At 72.3% G+C, this 18,212-nt stretch carries 15 protein-coding genes and 1 tRNA gene; 5 read left to right on the top strand and 11 right to left on the bottom strand.

Annotated elements, in window-relative coordinates:
- Nucleotides 1-76 precede the first annotated feature (76 nt).
- Nucleotides 77-355, top strand: coding sequence for an MGMT family protein (locus Q7L65_RS15570; protein ID WP_304722402.1), 279 nt, complete (start codon nucleotides 77-79; stop codon nucleotides 353-355).
- Between the two features lie 67 nt (nucleotides 356-422).
- Nucleotides 423-851 carry a secondary thiamine-phosphate synthase enzyme YjbQ gene (locus Q7L65_RS15565; protein ID WP_304722401.1) on the top strand — a complete coding sequence of 143 codons (429 nt, stop codon included), beginning with the start codon at nucleotides 423-425 and terminating at the stop codon, nucleotides 849-851.
- Between the two features lie 100 nt (nucleotides 852-951).
- Here Q7L65_RS15565 and nucS read toward each other — a convergent pair whose 3' ends face one another.
- A complete protein-coding gene (nucS, locus tag Q7L65_RS15560; protein WP_304722400.1) occupies nucleotides 952-1,623 on the bottom strand; it encodes an endonuclease NucS in 672 nt (223 codons plus the stop codon).
- Nucleotides 1,624-2,172: 549 nt separating this feature from the next.
- On the opposite strand from nucS, the gene Q7L65_RS15555 reads away from it, so the two are divergent.
- A complete protein-coding gene (locus Q7L65_RS15555; RefSeq protein WP_304722399.1) occupies nucleotides 2,173-3,516 on the top strand; it encodes a hypothetical protein in 1,344 nt (447 codons plus the stop codon).
- Between the two features lie 173 nt (nucleotides 3,517-3,689).
- On the opposite strand, the gene Q7L65_RS15550 is transcribed toward Q7L65_RS15555, so the two are convergent.
- The 6 genes from Q7L65_RS15550 to Q7L65_RS15525 form a co-directional block, all read right to left on the bottom strand.
- Nucleotides 3,690-4,964, bottom strand: a complete 1,275-nt coding sequence (locus tag Q7L65_RS15550) for a hypothetical protein (protein ID WP_304722398.1) — start codon at nucleotides 4,962-4,964, stop codon at nucleotides 3,690-3,692.
- Nucleotides 4,961-5,695 (bottom strand): bifunctional 2-polyprenyl-6-hydroxyphenol methylase/3-demethylubiquinol 3-O-methyltransferase UbiG, encoded by a 735-nt coding sequence (locus Q7L65_RS15545; protein ID WP_304722397.1) that lies wholly within the window; start codon nucleotides 5,693-5,695, stop codon nucleotides 4,961-4,963. The genes Q7L65_RS15550 and Q7L65_RS15545 overlap by 4 nt, the downstream gene beginning before the upstream one ends.
- Nucleotides 5,692-6,444 (bottom strand): bifunctional 2-polyprenyl-6-hydroxyphenol methylase/3-demethylubiquinol 3-O-methyltransferase UbiG, encoded by a 753-nt coding sequence (locus tag Q7L65_RS15540; RefSeq protein WP_304722396.1) that lies wholly within the window; start codon nucleotides 6,442-6,444, stop codon nucleotides 5,692-5,694. Before Q7L65_RS15540 ends, Q7L65_RS15545 begins: the two co-directional genes overlap by 4 nt.
- A gap of 25 nt (nucleotides 6,445-6,469) precedes the next feature.
- Entirely contained in the window at nucleotides 6,470-8,194 is a 1,725-nt protein-coding gene (gene argS / locus Q7L65_RS15535; protein WP_304722395.1) for an arginine--tRNA ligase, read from the bottom strand.
- Nucleotides 8,195-8,242: 48 nt separating this feature from the next.
- Nucleotides 8,243-8,315, bottom strand: a tRNA-Arg gene (locus tag Q7L65_RS15530).
- Nucleotides 8,316-8,402: 87 nt separating this feature from the next.
- Nucleotides 8,403-9,656, bottom strand: coding sequence for a lipopolysaccharide assembly protein LapB (locus Q7L65_RS15525; RefSeq protein WP_304722394.1), 1,254 nt, complete (start codon nucleotides 9,654-9,656; stop codon nucleotides 8,403-8,405).
- A 94-nt stretch (nucleotides 9,657-9,750) separates the two neighbouring features.
- Between Q7L65_RS15525 and ettA the strand changes: the two genes are divergently transcribed.
- Nucleotides 9,751-11,406, top strand: a complete 1,656-nt coding sequence (ettA, locus tag Q7L65_RS15520; protein WP_304722393.1) for an energy-dependent translational throttle protein EttA — start codon at nucleotides 9,751-9,753, stop codon at nucleotides 11,404-11,406.
- Between the two features lie 46 nt (nucleotides 11,407-11,452).
- The gene (locus Q7L65_RS15515) at nucleotides 11,453-12,304 is read left to right on the top strand and encodes an oxidoreductase (RefSeq protein WP_304722392.1); all 852 of its coding nucleotides are present in this window, start codon (nucleotides 11,453-11,455) and stop codon (nucleotides 12,302-12,304) included.
- A 3-nt stretch (nucleotides 12,305-12,307) separates the two neighbouring features.
- On the opposite strand, the gene Q7L65_RS15510 is transcribed toward Q7L65_RS15515, so the two are convergent.
- Genes Q7L65_RS15510 through Q7L65_RS15495 form a run of 4 tightly spaced genes read right to left on the bottom strand, consistent with a single transcriptional unit; the run spans nucleotide 12,308 to nucleotide 18,159 of the window.
- Complete coding sequence (locus Q7L65_RS15510; protein WP_304722391.1) at nucleotides 12,308-13,099, bottom strand: HAD family hydrolase; 792 nt, start codon at nucleotides 13,097-13,099, stop codon at nucleotides 12,308-12,310.
- A complete protein-coding gene (locus Q7L65_RS15505; RefSeq protein ID WP_304722390.1) occupies nucleotides 13,099-14,154 on the bottom strand; it encodes a M42 family metallopeptidase in 1,056 nt (351 codons plus the stop codon). The genes Q7L65_RS15510 and Q7L65_RS15505 overlap by 1 nt, the downstream gene beginning before the upstream one ends.
- A gap of 10 nt (nucleotides 14,155-14,164) precedes the next feature.
- Nucleotides 14,165-16,096, bottom strand: a complete 1,932-nt coding sequence (locus Q7L65_RS15500; protein WP_304722389.1) for an alpha/beta fold hydrolase — start codon at nucleotides 16,094-16,096, stop codon at nucleotides 14,165-14,167.
- Entirely contained in the window at nucleotides 16,093-18,159 is a 2,067-nt protein-coding gene (locus tag Q7L65_RS15495; protein WP_304722388.1) for an alpha/beta fold hydrolase, read from the bottom strand. The genes Q7L65_RS15500 and Q7L65_RS15495 overlap by 4 nt, the downstream gene beginning before the upstream one ends.
- Nucleotides 18,160-18,212: the final 53 nt, after the last annotated feature.

Genomic DNA, 18,212 nt, shown 5'->3' with positions numbered 1-18,212 from the left:
TCGTAGCACCATCTTGACCGGTTTGGTCGGGATATGTCGGCAGATTTCCGCAGATCGCCGCTCTATCCTTGGTTTCGTGAGGTCTTCAGCTGAGCGAGCAGCGCGAATCCTGGCGCGTGTGCGCGCCACTCCAGAGGGCTTCGTGCGCTCCTACGGCGACGTCTCTCCCGGTGCGCCCCGCCTCACAGGCGCCGTGCTGTCGGCCTGCGACGATCCCGACCTCCCGTGGCACCGGATCGTCCGCGCCGACGGATCGCTCGCCAAGGGCGCCCGCCAGCGTGCGCTCCTGGAGGCCGAGGGCGTCCCCTTCCGCGGCGAGCGCGTCGACATGCGCCAGGCACGGCTGCCGGACTAGTGGTGTGACGCGGCGAGGACAAGCCCGACCCGGTGAACGTTGCCGGTCACGCCACTAGCCTTGCCCCATGTGGATCCAACGCCAGTTGCGCCTGCCCCCGGTCCCGCGCGGCTTTCACCTGATCACGCGCGAGGTGGTCGGCGCACTGCCGGAACTGCGCGACCTGCGCGTCGGCCTGCTGCACCTGCACATCCTCCACACGTCCGCGTCGCTGGCGCTGAACGAGAACGCCGACCCGAGCGTCCGCCGCGACTTCGAGGCATGGTTCGACGAAGCCGTGCCCGAGCGCGCCCGCTACTGGACCCACACCGCGGAGGGCGACGACGACATGCCTGCCCACATCAAGGCGAGCCTGCTCGGCCCCTCCCTCACGCTCCCGATCGCCGGCGGCTCGCTCGCGCTCGGCACGTGGCAGGGCATCTACCTGTGCGAGCACCGCGACCACGGCGGCTCGCGCTCGCTGGTCGCGACGGTCAACGGCGACGCGGGCGACTAACCGGCTCCACGTCCGTCCGATTTCTACCACCGCAGGATTACTACTCGTATACGGCAGTAATCCTTCGGTCCTCCCCCCCCGACGGAGGCCGGCGCGGCACTCAGCCGAACAGCGTCAGATCCGGCTCGCGCTCGCCGCGCAGGACGCCGAGGTCGACCTCGACGCAGGCGATTCCGCGCGCTTCGGCGAGGACGCGGGCCTGCGGCTTGATCGACTGCGCCGCGAGCACGCCGCGGCAGACGTTCATCGCCGGGTCGAGGCGGATCCGCTCGAGATACCGCGTCAACTGCTCGACGGCGTCGATCGTGCCGATCCGCTTGATCTCGACCGCGATCCAGCCGTCCTCGTCGTCGCGGCACATCAGGTCGACGGGGCCGATGTCGGTCGGCCACTCCCGCCGCACGAGCCGGAAGCCCTCGCCGCACCAGTGCGGCTGCTCCGCCAGCAACTCCTGCAGGTGCGCCTCGACGCCGTCCTTCTCCAGGGCCGCGGCCTCGCCCATATCGTGCGTGACGTCGGAGATCACCTCGGCGATCGCGATGTCGAGCCGGTCCTCGGTCGTGCCGGCGAACTTGCGCACGACGAGATGACCGTCGCCCTCCTCGATCGTCGTCGGCGCGACCATCCAGTTGCTCGGCTTGAAGCCGCCATGGTCGGCATGCACCATCACCGACCCGTCGGACTTGATCACGATCAGCCGCAGCGCCTCCGGCAGGAGGGCATCGAGCCGGCCCGTGTAACGGACCTCACAGCGAGCGACGATCAAGCGCACGGCGGCACAAGGTAGCGGTCGAGCGGGACGGAGCGCCGGCCGCCGCGTCCGCATGTGCAACGACCTGCTCGCCGCCGGCGCCGCCGGTCTGCTGACCTCGGAGGGCCGAACGCGCGGCCGACGCGACCTCCCCGGTCCGCGCCTGCTGCCTTTGCTGGCCGACGCGATCGGGGCCCCGGAGGAGACCGACCGAGCGATCGCCGAGACGCTGGCCGCCGCGCCGCTGCGCAGACGACACCTCCGCCCGCAAGCGCGCAGGTGTGAACCGCTGTGACCCCTGCTTGCACACGAGATCGAGATTCCTCTACCATTGGCTGCGTTGTGACTGAGATCACCGCTGCAGACACCGAGCGCCGCGACAGCGCGGCCCGCACCGAGACTCGAAGACGAATTCACGTCTCGTCTCGAAGACGCACGCTCGTCGCGTTCAACTCCTGATGTACCTCGCCACGCTCGTGGCACACGGCCGAAAGGCCAGACGCGAGCGGCAGGCCCATCAGTCATCTGTCAGCAAGTCCTTTCGACGAATCTCAGGAGAAATCCAGACCCATGTCTGCCACCGCCGATAGCACCACCACGACCACCGTTCCCGCGCCGCTGATCTGGCCGGAGCGCGACATCCACGCGCTGACCGCGGTCGACCTCGACCCTGCCGTCCCGGCCAACGTCCAGCCGCTGCTCCCCCAGCTGCGCCAGCTGGCCGCGCTCGGCGACGCGCTGCGCTCGCTGCAGGGGCTCGACGGGTCGTTCACCAACGACGATCATGCTCAGCTGCTCGCCGATGCCTCGGCCCGACTGATGAGCGAGATCGCGGACACCGACGCGGTCTCGGCCGAGCAGGCTGACATCGTCCGCCGCCGCGCCGTCGCGCTCGGCGAGCTGACGCACGACAAGGCGATCGCGCACACCGAGGCCGAGCTGACGACGCCGCAGAACCTGACGGTGATCGCGGGCCCGGTCTGCACCTTCCGCAACAAGACGCGCACGCCCCTGCACTCCGTCGCGATCGCGACGGCGCACGCCGAGGGCGACGCGCTGATCGCCGCGCTCGACGCCTCCTCGACCGCCGTGCTGGAAGAGGTCAACGGACGCACCGGCACGAGCGACGTGACCGTCAGCGGCGTCTTCGCGATGCAGATCACCGACCTGATCGCGATGGGCGGCGAGTCCAACGCCTTCCCGAAGCACTTCGCCTACTTCCTGCCCGAGGACGAGGGCGCCGGCTACGGCGACGTCTACAACAAGACGATCCTCTTCCGCAACGTCTACGGGCTGCGCTACGAGTACATCTCCAAGCCGCTCGGCGACAAGCTGCTGAAGGGCCACAAGCCCACCGAGGGCATCGACCTGCGCAACGTCCTGATCACCTGGATGCGCGGCCACGACATCGCCCACGCGGTCACGACCCCGCGCGCCGGCAAGGTCGGGCCCAAGGACGTCGGCCACGAGCCGTGGTACTCGCTGCAGGAGGCGATCGCCGACGCCTACGGCACGGCGATGTCGCTGACGCCGACGTGGCTGGAGCTGGCCGGCTGCACGGCCGACGACATGGTCGCCGTCTACCTCGCCGAGGCGCTGCACTACGTCCGCCGCGGCCCGTGGAACTGGAGCGACGCCGGCGCCGCCTGCGTCGAGCTGAGCTTCCTCGCCGGCAACGGCTACCTGGACGTGCACGAGGACGGCACGATCTCGTGGGAGACCGCCCGTGTGATCGAGGGCGTCCACCAGCTCTGCGCGACGCTCGAGCGCGAGGTCGTCTCCGCCGACAGCAAGGACCAGGTCCAGGCGATCCTGGACCAGTACGGCTGGCGCGAGGACTCGCCGATCGCCCCGGCGGTCTTCAAGATCCGCGACGAGCTCGGAGGAATCCCGACCTCGATCGCGTACCTCTGAGCGCGAGCAACATCCCTCATTGAACGGCGGAGGGCCCCGCGCGAGCGGGGCCCTCCGGCGTTACCGGTCACCGCGTAGCGGAAGTATCGTCGTGGCTGGCAAGGACGCAGGGAGCCGTAGTGGGCGCCAGCCCATGAGCGACCGAGGACGCCGCCAGGCGCGGCGAGACGACGCTAGGCGGCGACCGGGGGCTCGACCTCGAAGATCCCACCCTCGCGCTCGATCGCGCGCAGCGCCTCGTAGTCGCGCAGCAGCACGTCGCGGTCGGGGTCGACGAGGTAGACGATCCCCGGGCAGGAGAAGAGGTCGACCGTCGGGGTGATCTCGTCGCCGGGCTGGGCCATCGAGATCGAGCCGGCGTACGACGGCAGCGCCTCGACCGCGCGCATGCCGGCGTCGGAGACGACGCGGCCGCCCTGGTGGGAGATCAGCATCACGCAGCGCGACGCGTTCGCCAGCTCGTACGGTCGCTTCGCGCGCTCGGCGACCGTCTCCGGGCGCAGGTAGGCGTCGACGGTGACGGTCACGTGCGACGGCGTGCAGCGGTCGATCACGTCGTCGCGGATCGAGCCGTGCAGGCGCGCGCCGGACTCGACCAGCACCGGGCCGTCGGCCGTCAGCATCACCTCGGTGTGCGCCGGGCCGTACCTGATCCCGAGCGCGTCGAGCACGTCCTTCACGTACGGCACGACGAGGTCCTGCTGCGGCCCGCGGAAGGCGAGCAGCTCCTCGAAGTCGTAGGCGAGGTTGCCCTGGATGCGGATCTTCGTGTCGCGCCAGACCTCGGAGACGTGGTGCACGCCGTCCCACGAGATCGAGTCGCAGAACAGCTGCGTGCCGCGCAGCAGCTCCTGCACCAGCAGCTGCTCGTTGGCCCCCTGCAGCGCGTTGGGGCGGCCGAGCACGTCGGTGAACGCGCGGCGGATCGCGTCGGGCGTCTCGCACAGCGAGACGCCGTCGGTGCCGGCCGAGTCCAGCGGCTTGACGACGACGGGCCAGTCGCCGCGTCTCTGCGCCCACGCGATCGCCTCGTCGACGTCGCCGGTCTTCAGCTCCTGGACGGCGCGCAGGCCCGCTCTGCGGACGGCGTCGGCCATGACCGACTTGTCGCGCCGCGCCTCGCTCTGCTCAGTGCCGTTGGACGGCAGCCCGAGCCGCGCGCTGAGCGCGTCGCTCAACCGCACGCCCGGCTCGGAGCCGACGACGACGAAGGCCGGGGCGTATCTGGCAACGGCCGCGGCGGTCGCCTCGAGGTCGCCGTGGTGGACGACGTTCTCGACGAAGTCCTGCGTGCGCAGGCGGTCGATGTAGAACGGCGACTCGTTCGGGTTGCTCTGCACGTGCACGACGTCGAGCCCCTCGGCGATGAAGCGCGGGGCGAGTCTGGAGCCGGTCGAGTAGGCGTCGACGACGACCGCGACGCGCCTGCTGGTGTCGGTGCTCGTCATGCCGTGGCCACCAGCACGAGCCGGTCGTCCGGCTGCTTCGGGTGGGCATCGAAGCCGCCGTAGCGGGCGATGTCATGAAAGCCGGCGGCCTCCACCATCGCGGCCAGCTCGTCGGCCTCGAAGTAGCGCGTCTCGACCTCGAGCGATCTGCCGGCGGCGGTGTACGTGACGTGCAGGATCTTCGTCTCGGGATCGACGTAGAGGTGCTCGTGGACGCCGTTGTCCTCGCGGTCGACGACGGTCCCGAGCGGGCCGAGGCGGTGCAGCGTGCGCTCGATGTCCGACAGCTCCATCACGAGCTTGCCGCCGGGCTTCAGCGCCGCGTGCCAGGTGTTCAGCACCGCCTGGTCGTCCTCGATCGTCTTGCCGTAGCCGAACGACGAGTAGAGGTTGACGATCGCGTCGAAGGCGCCGACCGAAGCGGGCAGCGGTCTCGTCAGGTCGTGGACGAGGTAGGTCGGACCCGGGTTGCGCTTCTCGGCCTCCGCGATCACGGCTGGCGAGATGTCGACGCCGACCGCCTCGTAGCCCAGTCTCGCGAGCGCGCCGACGGAACGGCCGAAGCCGCAGCCGGCGTCGAGCACGCGCGCGCCCGGGGCCAGCGACAGCAGCGTCGCGATGTCGCGGCACTCCTGCTCGGTCTCCTCGTAGCGGCCGAGCTTGTCCGACATCGCGATGAACGCGGCGCCGAACGCGTCCAGCTCGTTGAGGTTCTCGACGTCCTCGCTCATGTCGCCGTCCCGACCAGCACGAGCCGGTCCTCGGGGCGCTTGGCGGCGCCGTCGAAGTCGCCGTACAGCGCGACCTCCGAGAAGCCGACCTGCTCGACCATCCGCTGCAGGTCCTCCTTCTCGTACATGCGGATGCGCGAGTGCACGACGTCGCCGTCGAGCTCGTATCTGACGTGCAGTCTGCCGGTCGAGAAGTCGACGTCGAGCGTCTCGATCACGCCGTTGGTGTCGCGCACGACGACGCCCTCGTCGGTTCTGAGACGGAAGCGCGAACGTTCGAGGTCCGACAGCTGCATCACGATCTGGCCGCCGCTCTTCACGAGCCGGCGGAAGGCGCGCAGCATCTCCATGTCCTCCGCCTCGGTCGCGCCGTAGCCGAACGACGAGTAGAGGTTGACGATCACGTCGAACGGGCCGACGCCGGCGGGCAGCGGCTGCGTCAGGTCGGCGACGAGGTAGCGCGGGCCGGGGCTGCGCTTCTCGGCCTCCGCGATCGCGGCCGGCGAGATGTCGATCCCGGTCGCCTCCATCCCCTGCTCCTGCAGCGCGGCGCAGTAGCGCCCGAAGCCGCAGCCGGCGTCGACGACCGTCGTGCCGGGCGCCAGGCCCAGCAGTCTCACCATCGCGGCGGCGTCCTCGGCGGTGCTGTCGTAGCCGCCGAGCCGCTCGGCGATCCGCATGTACGCGGGGCCGTAGGTGTCGACCTCGTTGAGGACGTGCTCGGAGGTCGGGGTCGTCTCGTCGGTCATGGCAGGTCCTCGTCGGTGGCTTCGGTCATCTGATCGCGGCGGTGGCGGCCTCGGCACGGCGCAGCGTCTCGGCGCGCGCCGCGTCGCCGCCCGCCCGCACGAGCCCGAGCGCGCCGAGCCCGCAGGAGAGGATCGCGCGCATCACGCGACCGACGCGCCGGTCTGCGTCGCGCTCCAGGTACCACTCGCTCAGGTGCGCGACGTAGCGGTAGTACTTGAGCAGGTCGAACGCCTCCAGCGCAACTGCCAGGTTGCGGCGGTGGACCTGCGACTGCAGCACGATGTGGCGGTAGTCGGAGTCCTGCGGAGCGGGGTCGGCCGGCCCGTCGTTGGCCGGGTCCCAGGCCTTCGCCCACGCCTGCGCGATCCGCCAGGCGCTGTTGTGCTCGGGGTCGACGAGGCGCTCGGCCGGCGGCAGGATCAGGCCCTTCACGAACGGCTTGTCGAGGCAGAAGCCGAGCACCGCGAGCGCGACGAGGTCGTCGGCGGACACGAGCGCCTGATCGCGCGCGAGCGCCTTCAGCTCCGGCCGCTCCAGCAGCTCCGCCAGCAGTTCGTCGACGAGCAGCGCGTTGCCCTTGCTGGACGACAGCTCGCCGCCGATCTCGGTCGAGACCATGCCGTGCAGGACGTGGCGCGAGGGCAGCACCGGGAGCGTCGGCTCGAGTCTGCCGAGCAGCTGCTCGGTGTGCTCGACGTGGGCCTTCCACTCGTCGCCGGAGAGGTGGATCAGCTGCGCCCCCTCCTCGTCGATCATCATGTCGCGCCACATCGCGACGACGCGCAGGTGGTGCGTCGGGAAGCCGTCGGCGCGCGTCAGCGGCATCACCGGGTACGAGTCGTCGCCGGTGTAGTAGGCGACCGTCCCGCGCTCCTCTCTGACGAACACACCGCGCTCGATCCCGAGGCGGGCGACCTCCGCCGTCTTGGCGGTGCGGTCGGAGTCGTAGAGGATCCGCTCGAACTGGACGCCGAGCCGGTCGAGCGTCTCGTTCTGGCCCTCGACCGCCCAGTCGCGCACGCGCTTCCACAGCGCGACCGCCTCCGGGTCGTCCTGCTCCAGGCCGCTGAGCAGCTGCTGCGCGAGGTCGTGGCGCTCGTCGAGGTCGCGCGCGACCGGCGCGTCGCCGTCGGCGACGTCGGCGACCGGGCCCTCTTCCCTGGCGTAGCGCGCATAGAGGTCGCCGACGAACTGGTCGGGCTTGCGGTGCGCGTCGGCGGGCGTGCCGGGCGCGGCGTAGCGGACGTATCCGGCGATTGCCTCGCCCATCGAGCGGCCGGCGTCGCCGATGTGGCTCTGGCGCTCGACCTGCGCGCCCGCGGCTCTGAGCGCGCTCGTGACGGCCTCGCCGAGCGCGATGTTGCGCAGGTGGCCGACGTGCAGCGCCTTCGTCGCGTTCGGATCGCAGAAGTCGACGATCGCGCGCTCGCCGGCGAGCAGGTCGTCGGTCTCCATGCCGGTGAAGCGACCCGCCTCCAGGCCGGCGCCGGTCTCCGCGATGCGCGCGTCGGACAGCTTCAGCAGGAAGCGCTGCTGCTCCTGCTCGGCGGCGGCGATCGCGGGATCGGCCTGCAGCGCGGCGAGCGCCCGCGGCGCCAGCTCGCGATCGCGTGTGATCGCGCCGACGTCGGTCGCGTCTTCCTGTCTCAGGTTGGGGACGACGCGGAACGCATCCGTGTCGACGGCACGCAGGGTCGACTCGACGGCGTCGAGCAGGTTGTCCGCGCGCAGATGCGGCTGGTCACTCATATCGTGGCGGATCCCCCTCCGGGCGCCCACTGTTCGGGCTGCCTGAAGCACGGGAGACGGGGCTCGAACCCGCAACCATCGGCTTAGAAGGCCGGTGCTCTACCAATTGAGCTACTCCCGCATGTTTCCTGGCGACACCACGCGGGCGGACTCGCCAAGGCCTGAATGAGTCTAGAGGAGTGGCGCGTTTCGCGACGTCCCGACGCGCTCACGCCGCGCTCTCGGCCGGCAGCGCGCGCGGCTGACGCTCGCGCAGCGTCAGCAGCAGCGCCGCGACCTCGGCGTCGGTGCCGAGGTCCATCGCGTGCTCGCAGGCCGCGATCGCGTCGCTGACGCGGTCGGTGCGGGCGAGCGCGTGGGCGTAGCGCGACCACGCCGGCGACGACTCCGGCGCCAGCACGGTCGCCGCCTCGCAGGCGGTCACCTCGGCGCCGACGTCGCCGCTGAGCTGGTGCACGAGCGCGAGGTCGAGCAGTCCCTCGACCGTCGGCATCAGGTCGCGCGCCCGCTCCAGCGCCGTCTGCGCGCCCTCGCGGTCGCCGAGCCGCAGCCGCAGGCGACCGAGCCGCTCCCACGCGGAGGCGTCGGTCGGCGCGGCCTTCGTCTCCCTCAGCGCCGCGTCGCGCGCGAGGTCGTAGGCGCGCATGTCCTCGTAGATGCGCGCCGCGAAGCGGTGCGGCGCGGGCCGCTCGCCCTCGACGCGGATCCAGTCGCGCACCGTCCGCGCGGCGGCCGGCAGGTTGCCCGACTGCCAGAAGGCGACGGTCAGCTGGCGCAGCACGACCGGGTCGCGCGGCGCCGAGTCGCGCGCGAAGACGAGCCGTCTGGCGGCCAGCTCCGGGTCGCCCTCCGCGAGCGCGTGCGCGGCGGCCGTCATGAAGCGCTGGACGCGGTCGGCGGCCGGGTCCGGTCTGGAGAAGTCGACGAACTGCAGCGAGCCGGCCGGGATCGTGCGGACGCCGAGCTGGAACTTGACCCGCGCCCACTGCTGCACGTCGTCGCCGTCACCGGAGAAGTAGATGCCGGTGACCGAGCCGACGCCCCACTCCGGGTAGGAGAGGCAGCGCGCGTAGCGGTGCACGACCGAGTGCGCGGGCGCCTGGGAGCCGAACGGATCGTGCTCGGCTCTGTCGGCGTCCTGCTCGGCGCGGCGCTGCGCCTCCTCGTAGGCGCGGCGGCCCTCCTGGGCGCGCGCTCTGCGGGCGGCCGCGGCCGAGACCTTGACGGCGTTGGCGGAGACCTTGCCGCCGCGCGAGGTCTCGGCGAGCTGCTCGAGCTGGTCGGCGGCCTCGTTGATCGCCTGCAGGTGGCGCTGATGCTCGTGCTGGCGGCCGGGCGGAGCGATGTCCGGGTGCCAGACCTTCGCCATCCTGCGCCGCGCCAGCTGCACCGTGCGCTTGTCGAAGGGGGGATCGAGCTCCAGCAGCAGGATTGCCTGCTCGATGTCGAAGACTGCGGCCATGAAGAACCAAGGCTAGCGACGCTGGACCGCCCTGGGCAGGCTTGTCCGGGCCGCGCCAGAGTGCTATGGCGCCTCACGCACTATCCTCGACGGCGTGTCCGCACAGTACATCTTCACCATGCACAGACTGTCCCGGCTGTTCCCGCCGGACAAGGAAGTGCTGAGAGAGGTCTCCCTCTCCTTCTACCCCGGCGCCAAGATCGGAGTGCTCGGGTACAACGGCTCCGGCAAGTCGACGCTGCTGAAGATCATGGCGGGCATCGACAGAGAGTTCCGCGGGACCGCGCAGCTGGCGCCCAACGCGAGCGTCGGGCTGCTGGAGCAGGAGCCGCACCTGGACGAGTCCAAGGACGTGCGCGGCAACGTCGAGGACGGGGTCGCCGAGACGCGCGACCTGCTCAACCGCTTCAACGAGCTGGCGGCGAACTACTCCGAGGAGACCGCCGACGAGTTCGCGCGGCTGCAGGAGCAGATCGACGCGGCCGACGCGTGGAACCTCGACACGATGCTCGACACCGCGATGGACGCGCTGCGGCTGCCGCCCGCCGACGCCGACGTCGCCTCGCTGTCCGGTGGCGAGAAGCGCCGCGTCGCGCTCTGCCGCCTGCTGCTGAGACAGCCCGACCTGCTGCTGCTGGACGAGCCGACCAACCACCTCGACGCCGAGTCGGTCGCGTGGCTGGAGCTGCACCTGCGCGACTACAGAGGCACGATCGTGGCGATCACCCACGATCGCTACTTCCTCGACAACGTCGCCGGCTGGATCCTCGAGCTGGACCGCGGCCGCGGCTTCCCGTACGAGGGCAACTACTCCGGCTGGCTGGAGCAGAAGCAGCAGCGGATGGCGCAGGAGGAGCGGCAGGACAACACGCGCAAGAAGGTCCTGCAGCAGGAGCTGGAGTGGGTGCGGATGAACGCCTCCGCCCGCCGTGCGAAGCCGAGAGCGCGCCTGAACGCCTACGAGGCGCTGCTCGCGGAGGACCGCAACGTCAAGCTCGACCAGGTCCAGATCCACATCCCCGCGGGCCCGCGCCTCGGCGACGTCGTGATCGAGGCCGAGAACGTCCGCAAGGGCTTCGGCGACAAGCTGCTGATCGAGGACCTCTCGTTCAAGCTGCCCCGGGGCGGGATCGTCGGCGTGATCGGGCCCAACGGCGCCGGCAAGACGACGCTCTTCAAGATGATCACCGGCCAGGAGAGACCCGACGAGGGCACCTTCAAGGTCGGCGACACGGTCAGACTCGCCTACGTCGACCAGTCGCGTGACGCGCTGGACCCGGAGAAGACGGTCTGGCAGGAGATCTCCGGCGGCGACGACCAGATCTCCGTCGGCGACCAGAAGATGAGCTCGCGCGCCTACACGTCCGGGTTCAACTTCAAGGGCACCGACCAGCAGGCGAAGGTCGGCAAGCTGTCCGGCGGCGAGCGCAACCGCGTCCACCTCGCGAAGCTGCTGCGCTCCGGCGGCAACCTGCTGCTGCTCGACGAGCCGACCAACGACCTCGACGTCGACACGCTGCGCGCGCTCGAAGAGGCGCTGCTGGCGTTCGGCGGCTGCGCGGTCGTGATCTCCCACGATCGCTGGTTCCTCGACCGCATCGCGACGCACGTGCTCGCGTTCGAGGGCGACTCGCAGGTGCGCTGGTTCGAGGGCAACTTCGAGGCGTACGAGGAAGAGCGCCGCGAGCGCCTCGGCGCGGAGGCCGACCGGCCCCACCGCGTGACGTACAAGAGACTCGTCCGCAGCTAGCGGTTCGCGCTGGTGCGGCTCATGGGCGCCCCGGTAGGGTGCGCCCATGACACAGGTTTCGAGAGCTGTGCTGATCACGGGCTGCTCGTCGGGCATCGGGCGGGCGACCGCGCTGCGGCTGGCGGGCAGCGGCTGGACCGTCTACGCGAGCGCCCGCAAGGTCGACGCGATCGCCGACCTCGCCGACGCCGGCTGCCGGCTGCTGAGCCTCGACGTCACCGACGAGGCGTCGATGGTCGCGGCGGTGGAGCGGGTCGAGCGCGAGGTGGGCGCGATCGGGGTGCTGGTCAACAACGCCGGCTACAGCCAGAGCGGCGCGGTCGAGAGCGTGCCGCTGGAGGCGGTGCGACGGCAGTTCGAGACGAACGTCTTCGGGCTCGCGCGCCTGACCCAGCTGGCGCTGCCGAAGATGCGCGCGCAGGGCTGGGGCAAGGTCGTCAACCTCGGCTCGATGGGCGGCCGCCTGACCTTCCCCGGCGGCGGCTGGTACCACGCGACGAAGTACGCGCTGGAGGCGCTCAGCGACGCGCTGCGCTTCGAGGTCGCCGGCTTCGGCGTCGACGTGATCCTCGTCGAGCCGGGCCTGATCACGACGGAGTTCGGGGCCGCGGCGAGCGCTTCGCTGGCGGATGCGGAGCCCTCCCCTGACGACCCCTATGGTCATTTCAATCTGACAGTGGGCGCTGTCACAACCGGTGCCTACGAAGGTCCGCTGCGGCATTTCGGAGGCGGACCGGATCGTGTCGCGAAGGCGATCGAGAAGGCGATCGACCGACGGCGTGCCCCCACTCGGGTCGTCGTCACGCCGTCGGCGCGCACGACGATCCCGTTGCGAAGACTCCTTCCGGACCGTCTCTGGGACGCCGCGATGCGCCAGCAGTTCCCGACGCCGAGGTAGCGCTCAGACGAGCGCGTCGATCAGCGGGGCGAGAGCGTGGGCGCCGGGGGCGACGGACGTCGCGCCGTGGAGGTCCGCGGCCTTGAAGCGCCCGGTCTCGACGCCGATGCAGCGGACGCCGTCCGCCAGCGCGCAGGCGACGTCGCGCGGGGTGTCGCCGATCACGACGGCGCGCTCGCGCGGATGTGCTGCGCTTTGGGAGTTCCACGACGGCGGGTCGTCACCGCGGGATGTCGCGGGGAGCTCCCAGGCACCCTGGTCAGCCGCCGCAACGCCGCGAGGGCTCGGCTCGGCGGCCCGCATGCGCGCGATGCCGGGCAGGTCGGTGCGGTCCTCGCTGTCGGAGCCGAAGCCGCCGGGGCCGCCGTCGAACCAGTGGCCGATGCCGGCGGCGCGCAGCTTCACGCGCGCGATCGTCTCGTAGTTGCCGGTCACGAGCGCCAGCCGCACGTCGTCGCGGGCGGCCAGCTGCGCCAGCAGCTCCGGCACGCCCGGCAGCACCTTGTCGCTGAGATCCGCCGGGCAGGTCTGCGCGTAGACCTCGCTCGCCGCGATCCGCACGTCGTCGGCGCGCGCGTCGATCCGCTCGGCGGAGACGTCGTGCGCCAGCAGGATCGCGCGCGCGATCTCCGGATCGGTCCGCCCCGCGGGGTCGATCCCGCGCGTGCGCTCGCGCTCGACCTCGTGCAGGCCGTGGACCTCGCGCAGGGCGGTGTGCAGCGCCGCCGCATGCGCCTCGGTCGCGCCGGCGAGCAGCGTGCCGTCGATGTCGAACAGCAGCAGGAGCGGGATCACTAGCGCAGGAACGACGTCTCGGCCGTCAGCTTCTGCGTGAACTCGGCGATCAGCTTCGCCGTGTCGTGCACGTCGCCGAGCTGGACCATCTCGACCGGCGAGTGCATGTAGCGCAGCGGGATCGAGACGACGGCGGTCGGGATGCCGCCGCGCGTCAGGTGGACGACATCGGCGTCGGTGCCGGTCGCGCGGCCGGCGGCCGACAGCGTGTACGGGATTCTGTTCGCCTCGGCCGTCTCGATCAGCAGCTCGGTGACGAGCGGGTGGACCATCGAGCCGCGCGTGATCGACGGGCCGGAGCCGAACGGCTGTCTCGACAGCTCCCCGAGCGAGATCCCCGGCTGGTCGGTCGCAAAGGTGACGTCGACGACGATCGCGACGTCGGGTCTGAGCGAGAAGACGCTCGTGCGCGAGCCGACCAGGTTCGTCTCCTCCTGGACCGCGGCGACGGCCGCGACGTCGCCGGGCGCGCCGCCGGCCTCGGCGACCAGGCGCGCGACCTCGAACGCGACGAAGGCGCCGAGGCGGTTGTCCATCGAGCGCGAGACGAGGCGGTCGTTGGGCAGCTCGACCGGCTCCGCGGCGATCACGGCGACGTCGCCGATCCGCAGGCGCGCGCGGGCGTCGTCGCCGTCCTTGGCGCCGATGTCGATGTGCAGGTCCTTCAGCTCCGGCACGCTCTTGCGGTCGTCGGCCTTCATCAGATGGATCGGCTTCTTGCCGATCACGCCGTCGAGCTCGCCGTCCTTCGTCGTCAGCTTGATGCGCTGGCCGACGAGGATGATCGGATCCCAGCCGCCGACGCCCTCGAAGCGCAGGAAGCCGTCGTCGTCGATGTGCGTGACGATCACGCCGATCTCGTCGATGTGGCCGATGATCGCGGTCAGCGGGCCGCCGGCGGTCCCCTTCACGCGCGCGACCGAGGAGCCGACCGTGTCGTGCGTGACCTCGGCGAAGGCGCCGGCGGCCTCGCGCCAGACCTTCGCGACGGGGGTCTCGTACCCGGACGGACCGGGCGTAGTCAGCAGCGTGCGGAGGAAGTCGGGCGTCGGCATGGCGCTCAGACTAGCGGCCCGCCGCCGGCCCCGAAAGCGGCGCGGGGGCGAGCGGGCCGCGCTGACGCAGGCCGGCGGCGCCGGCTCTGGCAGAGCGAAGGACGATGGCAGGGGCATCGGCTGCGGACGACGCTGACGCCGCCGCCACGAGCTGCACCCGACGCCCGTCGAGCCTGCCGGTGACGCCGCGGCGGGAGAACGTCAGACGGCCGTGGGCTGCCGCCGGGCCGCCGATGTCGAACGTGAACGATCTGGCGCGTGGGTCGATCCAGCCGCTGAGCGTCACGCCGGGCACGAACGCGTAGTCGCGCAGCAGCAGCCCGCGTCTGGGATCGAGCGCGGCGCTGCCGCCGCGCAGGCCGCCGAAGGCGCCGCTCGAGCGGCCGTTGCCCGCCAGCTGCACGTTGACCTGGTCGCCCGCGTCGCTGAACGTCAGCAGCGCGGCGGTGAGCGTCCGGCCGCGGCGGCCGGCGATCGTGCGCGGCGCCGGCAGCGCGGCGAGGCTGCGCGGCGCCGGGCTCGCCGGCGCCACGACGCGGCGCGCGGGGCGGCAGTTGCGCGGCGTGCCGCCCGCCAGGAACGTGTTGACTGCCCGCTCGGCGCAGTCGGTCGGGTCCGAGCCGAGCACGGAGTGGCCCGAGTTCGGCACCTCGACGACCGTCGCGCGCGGCAGCAGCGCCCCGAGCGCGAGCGCGTCGGCGCGCGGCGTGCGGAGGTCGTCGTCACCGGACAGGATCAGCGTCGGCACGTCCGGCAGCGGCGCCGTCGGCTGCGCGACCGGCGACTCCGGCCACGCGCTGCAGATGTCTGCGAGGCCGAGCTCGCGCACGGTCGCGCGGTCGAATGGCGCGAAGGCGCGCTGCGGCAGCGCCCCCGCGGCGGCGTCGACGGCCGCGCGACGCTCGTCGAGCGGCGTGCCGAGCGGCCACGGGACGCCGCCGTCCTCGCACGTCGTCGCAAGGTAGAGCGCGTCGCTGGAGCCGCCGTCGGACCCGCCCTGGCTCGCGCCCACCAGCCGCACCAGCGCGGCGCCGTCGCCGCGCAGCGCGGACGCGACCGCGCCCGGGATCGCGGCGCGCAGGAACGGCGAGAAGTCGCCGGCGAGCAGCAGGCTGAACAGCTGCGCACGCCCGAGCTGGACGGTGCGGCGCCTGCCCTCCGCGGTCACGTAGGGGGCGTTGAACGGCCCGCGCGCCATCCGCCGCACGAGCGTGGCCAGATCGGCGAGCGGGTTGCGCGTGAAGCGGCAGCCGTCGTCGGAGCAGACGTTGCCCAGCACCCGGCCGATCGACGCCAGCGTCGTGCGCTGGAACGGGTCGACGCCGCCGGCCGGCACGACCGAGTCGAGCACCAGCGCCTCGACGTGCCGCGGGTACGCGGCCGCGTAGTCGAGCGCGACCTTGGTCCCGTAGGAGGTCGCGTAGAGGACGATTCTGTCGACCCCGAGCGCGGCGCGGACCGCCTCCATGTCGGCCACGGACGCCGCCGTCGTGTACTGCGCGCGGGCCGGGCCGAGCTCGCGCGCGCAAGCGCCCACGACGGCCGACAAGCTGCCCGAGGAGCGCGCGAGCGCTCTGCACCTCAGCTGCCCGGAGCCGCCGGTGCCGCGCTGGTCGAACGCGACGAAGCGGCGCGTGCGCCCGGCCGCGCCGAAGCTGTCGGCGAACTGCTCGACCAGCGGCGAGGCTGCCTGCCCCGGCCCGCCCGCCAGCCCGAAGACGGTCGCCACCGGCATCGCGCTGCGCGACGGCAGCACGCGCACGCGCAGGTCGAGCGTGCCCGGCACCCTGCCGCTGCGGTCCAGCGGCACGCGCAGCTTCCCGCACTGGCCGGCGTCGCCGCGACCGCAGGGAGCCAACGCAAGATCCGCGCTGGCAGGAGCGGCTGCGACGCCGAGCGCGAGTCCCAGCATGACGATCAAGACGGCAAGTGAACGGCTCATCTCAACGCCCCCGGCGGCACGACCGGCAGCGGCAGCTCCCCGAGCGGCGAGCCGGCAAGCCGACGGGCGCGGGCGAGCGCCTCGCGCAGGGTCGCGCGGGAGACCGGCGAGCGCAGCGCGGCGGCGGCGACGCGGGGGTCGGCGGCCGCGGACGAACCCGCTTCGGCGCGCGGCTCACCGGAGCCGCCGTCGCTGACCCGCACCGAGATGCGGTGGCCGCCGAGCGTGCCGGTGATCCGCGTCTGCGTGAAGCGCAGCGTCCCGTGCGCCGCCGCGGCGCCGCCGATCCGCATCACCAGCGGCGCGTCCGGGTCGTCGTCGACCGCGACGCGCGCGTTCAGCGTCACGCCGGGGATGTAGCTGTAGCCCGCGATCGTCAGCGCGCGCTTGGTGAAGCGCACGTGGCCGCCGCGCAGGCCGCCGAAGGCGATCGCGAACGCTCTGCCCGGGTCCTCGCCGAGGGCGGTCTGGAAGATCCCGAACAGCAGGTCGGACGCGAGCTGCCCGAAGGTCAGGTTGACCGCGGTCAGCGTGCGGCCGGCCCGCAGCGGCAGGCCGCGGAAGCGCGGCAGCGCCGACAGCCGCGTCGGCGGCGGGGCCGCCGCCTCCAGCAGCCGCGGCGGCCTGTACGTGCAGTCACGCGGGCGTCTGCCCTGGAAGAAGCGGCGCAGCGCCTTCGCGGCGCAGCCGGAGACGTCGGCGCCCAGCACCGAATGGCCGGCCTCGGGGACCGTCACGAGCTGTGCCGAGGGCATCTGCGCGACCAGCGTCAGCGCGTCGCTGCGCGGCGTGCGGAGGTCGTCGTCGCCGGACAGGATCAGCGTCGGCAGGTCCGGCAACGGCGCCGTCGGCTGCGCGATCGGCGACTCCGGCCAGCCGGCGCAGTAGCCGATCTGGCTGCGCGCCAGCGTCGCGCGGTCAAACGGCGCGAGGTCGCGCTGCGGGATCGTCAGCAGCGCCGCGCGCGTCGCCGCGGCGCGCTCGTCGCGCGGCGTTCCGGCCGGCCACGGCACGCCGCCGTCCTCGCACGAGGTCGCGACGAAGAGCGCCTGCGAGTCGCTGACGGGATCGAGGTCTGCGCCGCCGTCGGCGCCGAGCAGGCGCGCCAGCAGCGCCGTGTCGCCGTCCAGCGCGGCGCGCACGGCGCCCGGGAAGAGCGCGCGCGAGAGCGGGTCGAAGTCGCCCGCCATCAGCAGCGACAGCAGGTCCTCGCGCCTGATCGCGATCCGCCGCCCGACGCCGCGGCCGTCGTAGCGGATCCCGTGCAGCGGTCCGTTGCGGGCGATGCGGGCGACGAGCCGCTGCAGGTCGGCCGTCGGGTCGCGCGTGAAGCGGCAGCCGCGGTCGGCGCAGAGCTGCTTCAGGACGCGCGGGATCGAGGCGATCGTCGTGCGCATGAAGGGGTCGGAGCCGCTCGGCAGCAGCAGTGAGTCGAGCACCAGTCGGCTGACGTGCTGCGGATGGCGAGCCGCGTAGTCGAGCGCGACCTTCGTGCCGTAGGAGACGCCGTAGATGACGATTGTGTCGATCCCGAGCGCGGCCCGCACGGCCTCGATGTCTTCGACGGACGCCGCGCTCGTGTAGGCGATGCGGCGCTCGCCGAGCCGCTTCGCGCAGCCGGCGACGGCGCGCTCGACCGCCGCGTCGGTGACGGTCCGCGCCAGCCCGGGGCAGCTGAGCCGGCCGGAGCCGCCGGTGCCGCGCTGGTCGAACGCGACGAGCCGCCGCGTCTTCAGCACCGGGCCGAGCATCTGCGCGATCGGCATGATCAGCGGCGCGGCCGCCTGGCCGGGGCCGCCGGCGAGCGCGAAGATCGTCCCGTTCGCTCTGCGCGTGCGCGACGGCAGCACGCGCACCTTGAGGCTGACGCGCCCGCGCACGCCGCCGCTGCGGTCCAGCGGGACCGACAGCCGCCCGCAGCGGGTCGGGTCGTGCTTCGCTCTGGAGCAGCGCTGCAGGTCGAGCTTCGCCGCGCTCGCGCCGGCGGCGAATGTGCAGAGGACCGCGAGCGCCACGGCCGCCGCCAGAGCGGCGAGGCCGCGTGGCCATCTCTTCGCATCCATGCAGGAGCGATCTTGACTGGTCACGCGGCACCGTGCGCTACGCGCGTGTTAAC

Source organism: Conexibacter sp. CPCC 206217, assembly GCF_030646165.1.
GTDB lineage: Bacteria > Actinomycetota > Thermoleophilia > Solirubrobacterales > Solirubrobacteraceae > Conexibacter.
This window is presented reverse-complemented; position numbering and strand designations above follow the sequence as displayed.

Coding starts and splice junctions, on each gene's coding strand:
- Q7L65_RS15565 (WP_304722401.1), top strand. CDS start 423: ATGTGGATCCAACGCCAGTTGCGCCTGCCCCCGGTCCCGCGCGGCTTT.
- Q7L65_RS15555 (WP_304722399.1), top strand. CDS start 2,173: ATGTCTGCCACCGCCGATAGCACCACCACGACCACCGTTCCCGCGCCG.
- Q7L65_RS15550 (WP_304722398.1), bottom strand. CDS start 4,964: ATGACGAGCACCGACACCAGCAGGCGCGTCGCGGTCGTCGTCGACGCC.
- Q7L65_RS15545 (WP_304722397.1), bottom strand. CDS start 5,695: ATGAGCGAGGACGTCGAGAACCTCAACGAGCTGGACGCGTTCGGCGCC.
- Q7L65_RS15540 (WP_304722396.1), bottom strand. CDS start 6,444: ATGACCGACGAGACGACCCCGACCTCCGAGCACGTCCTCAACGAGGTC.
- argS (WP_304722395.1), bottom strand. CDS start 8,194: ATGAGTGACCAGCCGCATCTGCGCGCGGACAACCTGCTCGACGCCGTC.
- Q7L65_RS15525 (WP_304722394.1), bottom strand. CDS start 9,656: ATGGCCGCAGTCTTCGACATCGAGCAGGCAATCCTGCTGCTGGAGCTC.
- Q7L65_RS15515 (WP_304722392.1), top strand. CDS start 11,453: ATGACACAGGTTTCGAGAGCTGTGCTGATCACGGGCTGCTCGTCGGGC.
- Q7L65_RS15505 (WP_304722390.1), bottom strand. CDS start 14,154: ATGCCGACGCCCGACTTCCTCCGCACGCTGCTGACTACGCCCGGTCCG.
- Q7L65_RS15500 (WP_304722389.1), bottom strand. CDS start 16,096: ATGAGCCGTTCACTTGCCGTCTTGATCGTCATGCTGGGACTCGCGCTC.
- Q7L65_RS15495 (WP_304722388.1), bottom strand. CDS start 18,159: ATGGATGCGAAGAGATGGCCACGCGGCCTCGCCGCTCTGGCGGCGGCC.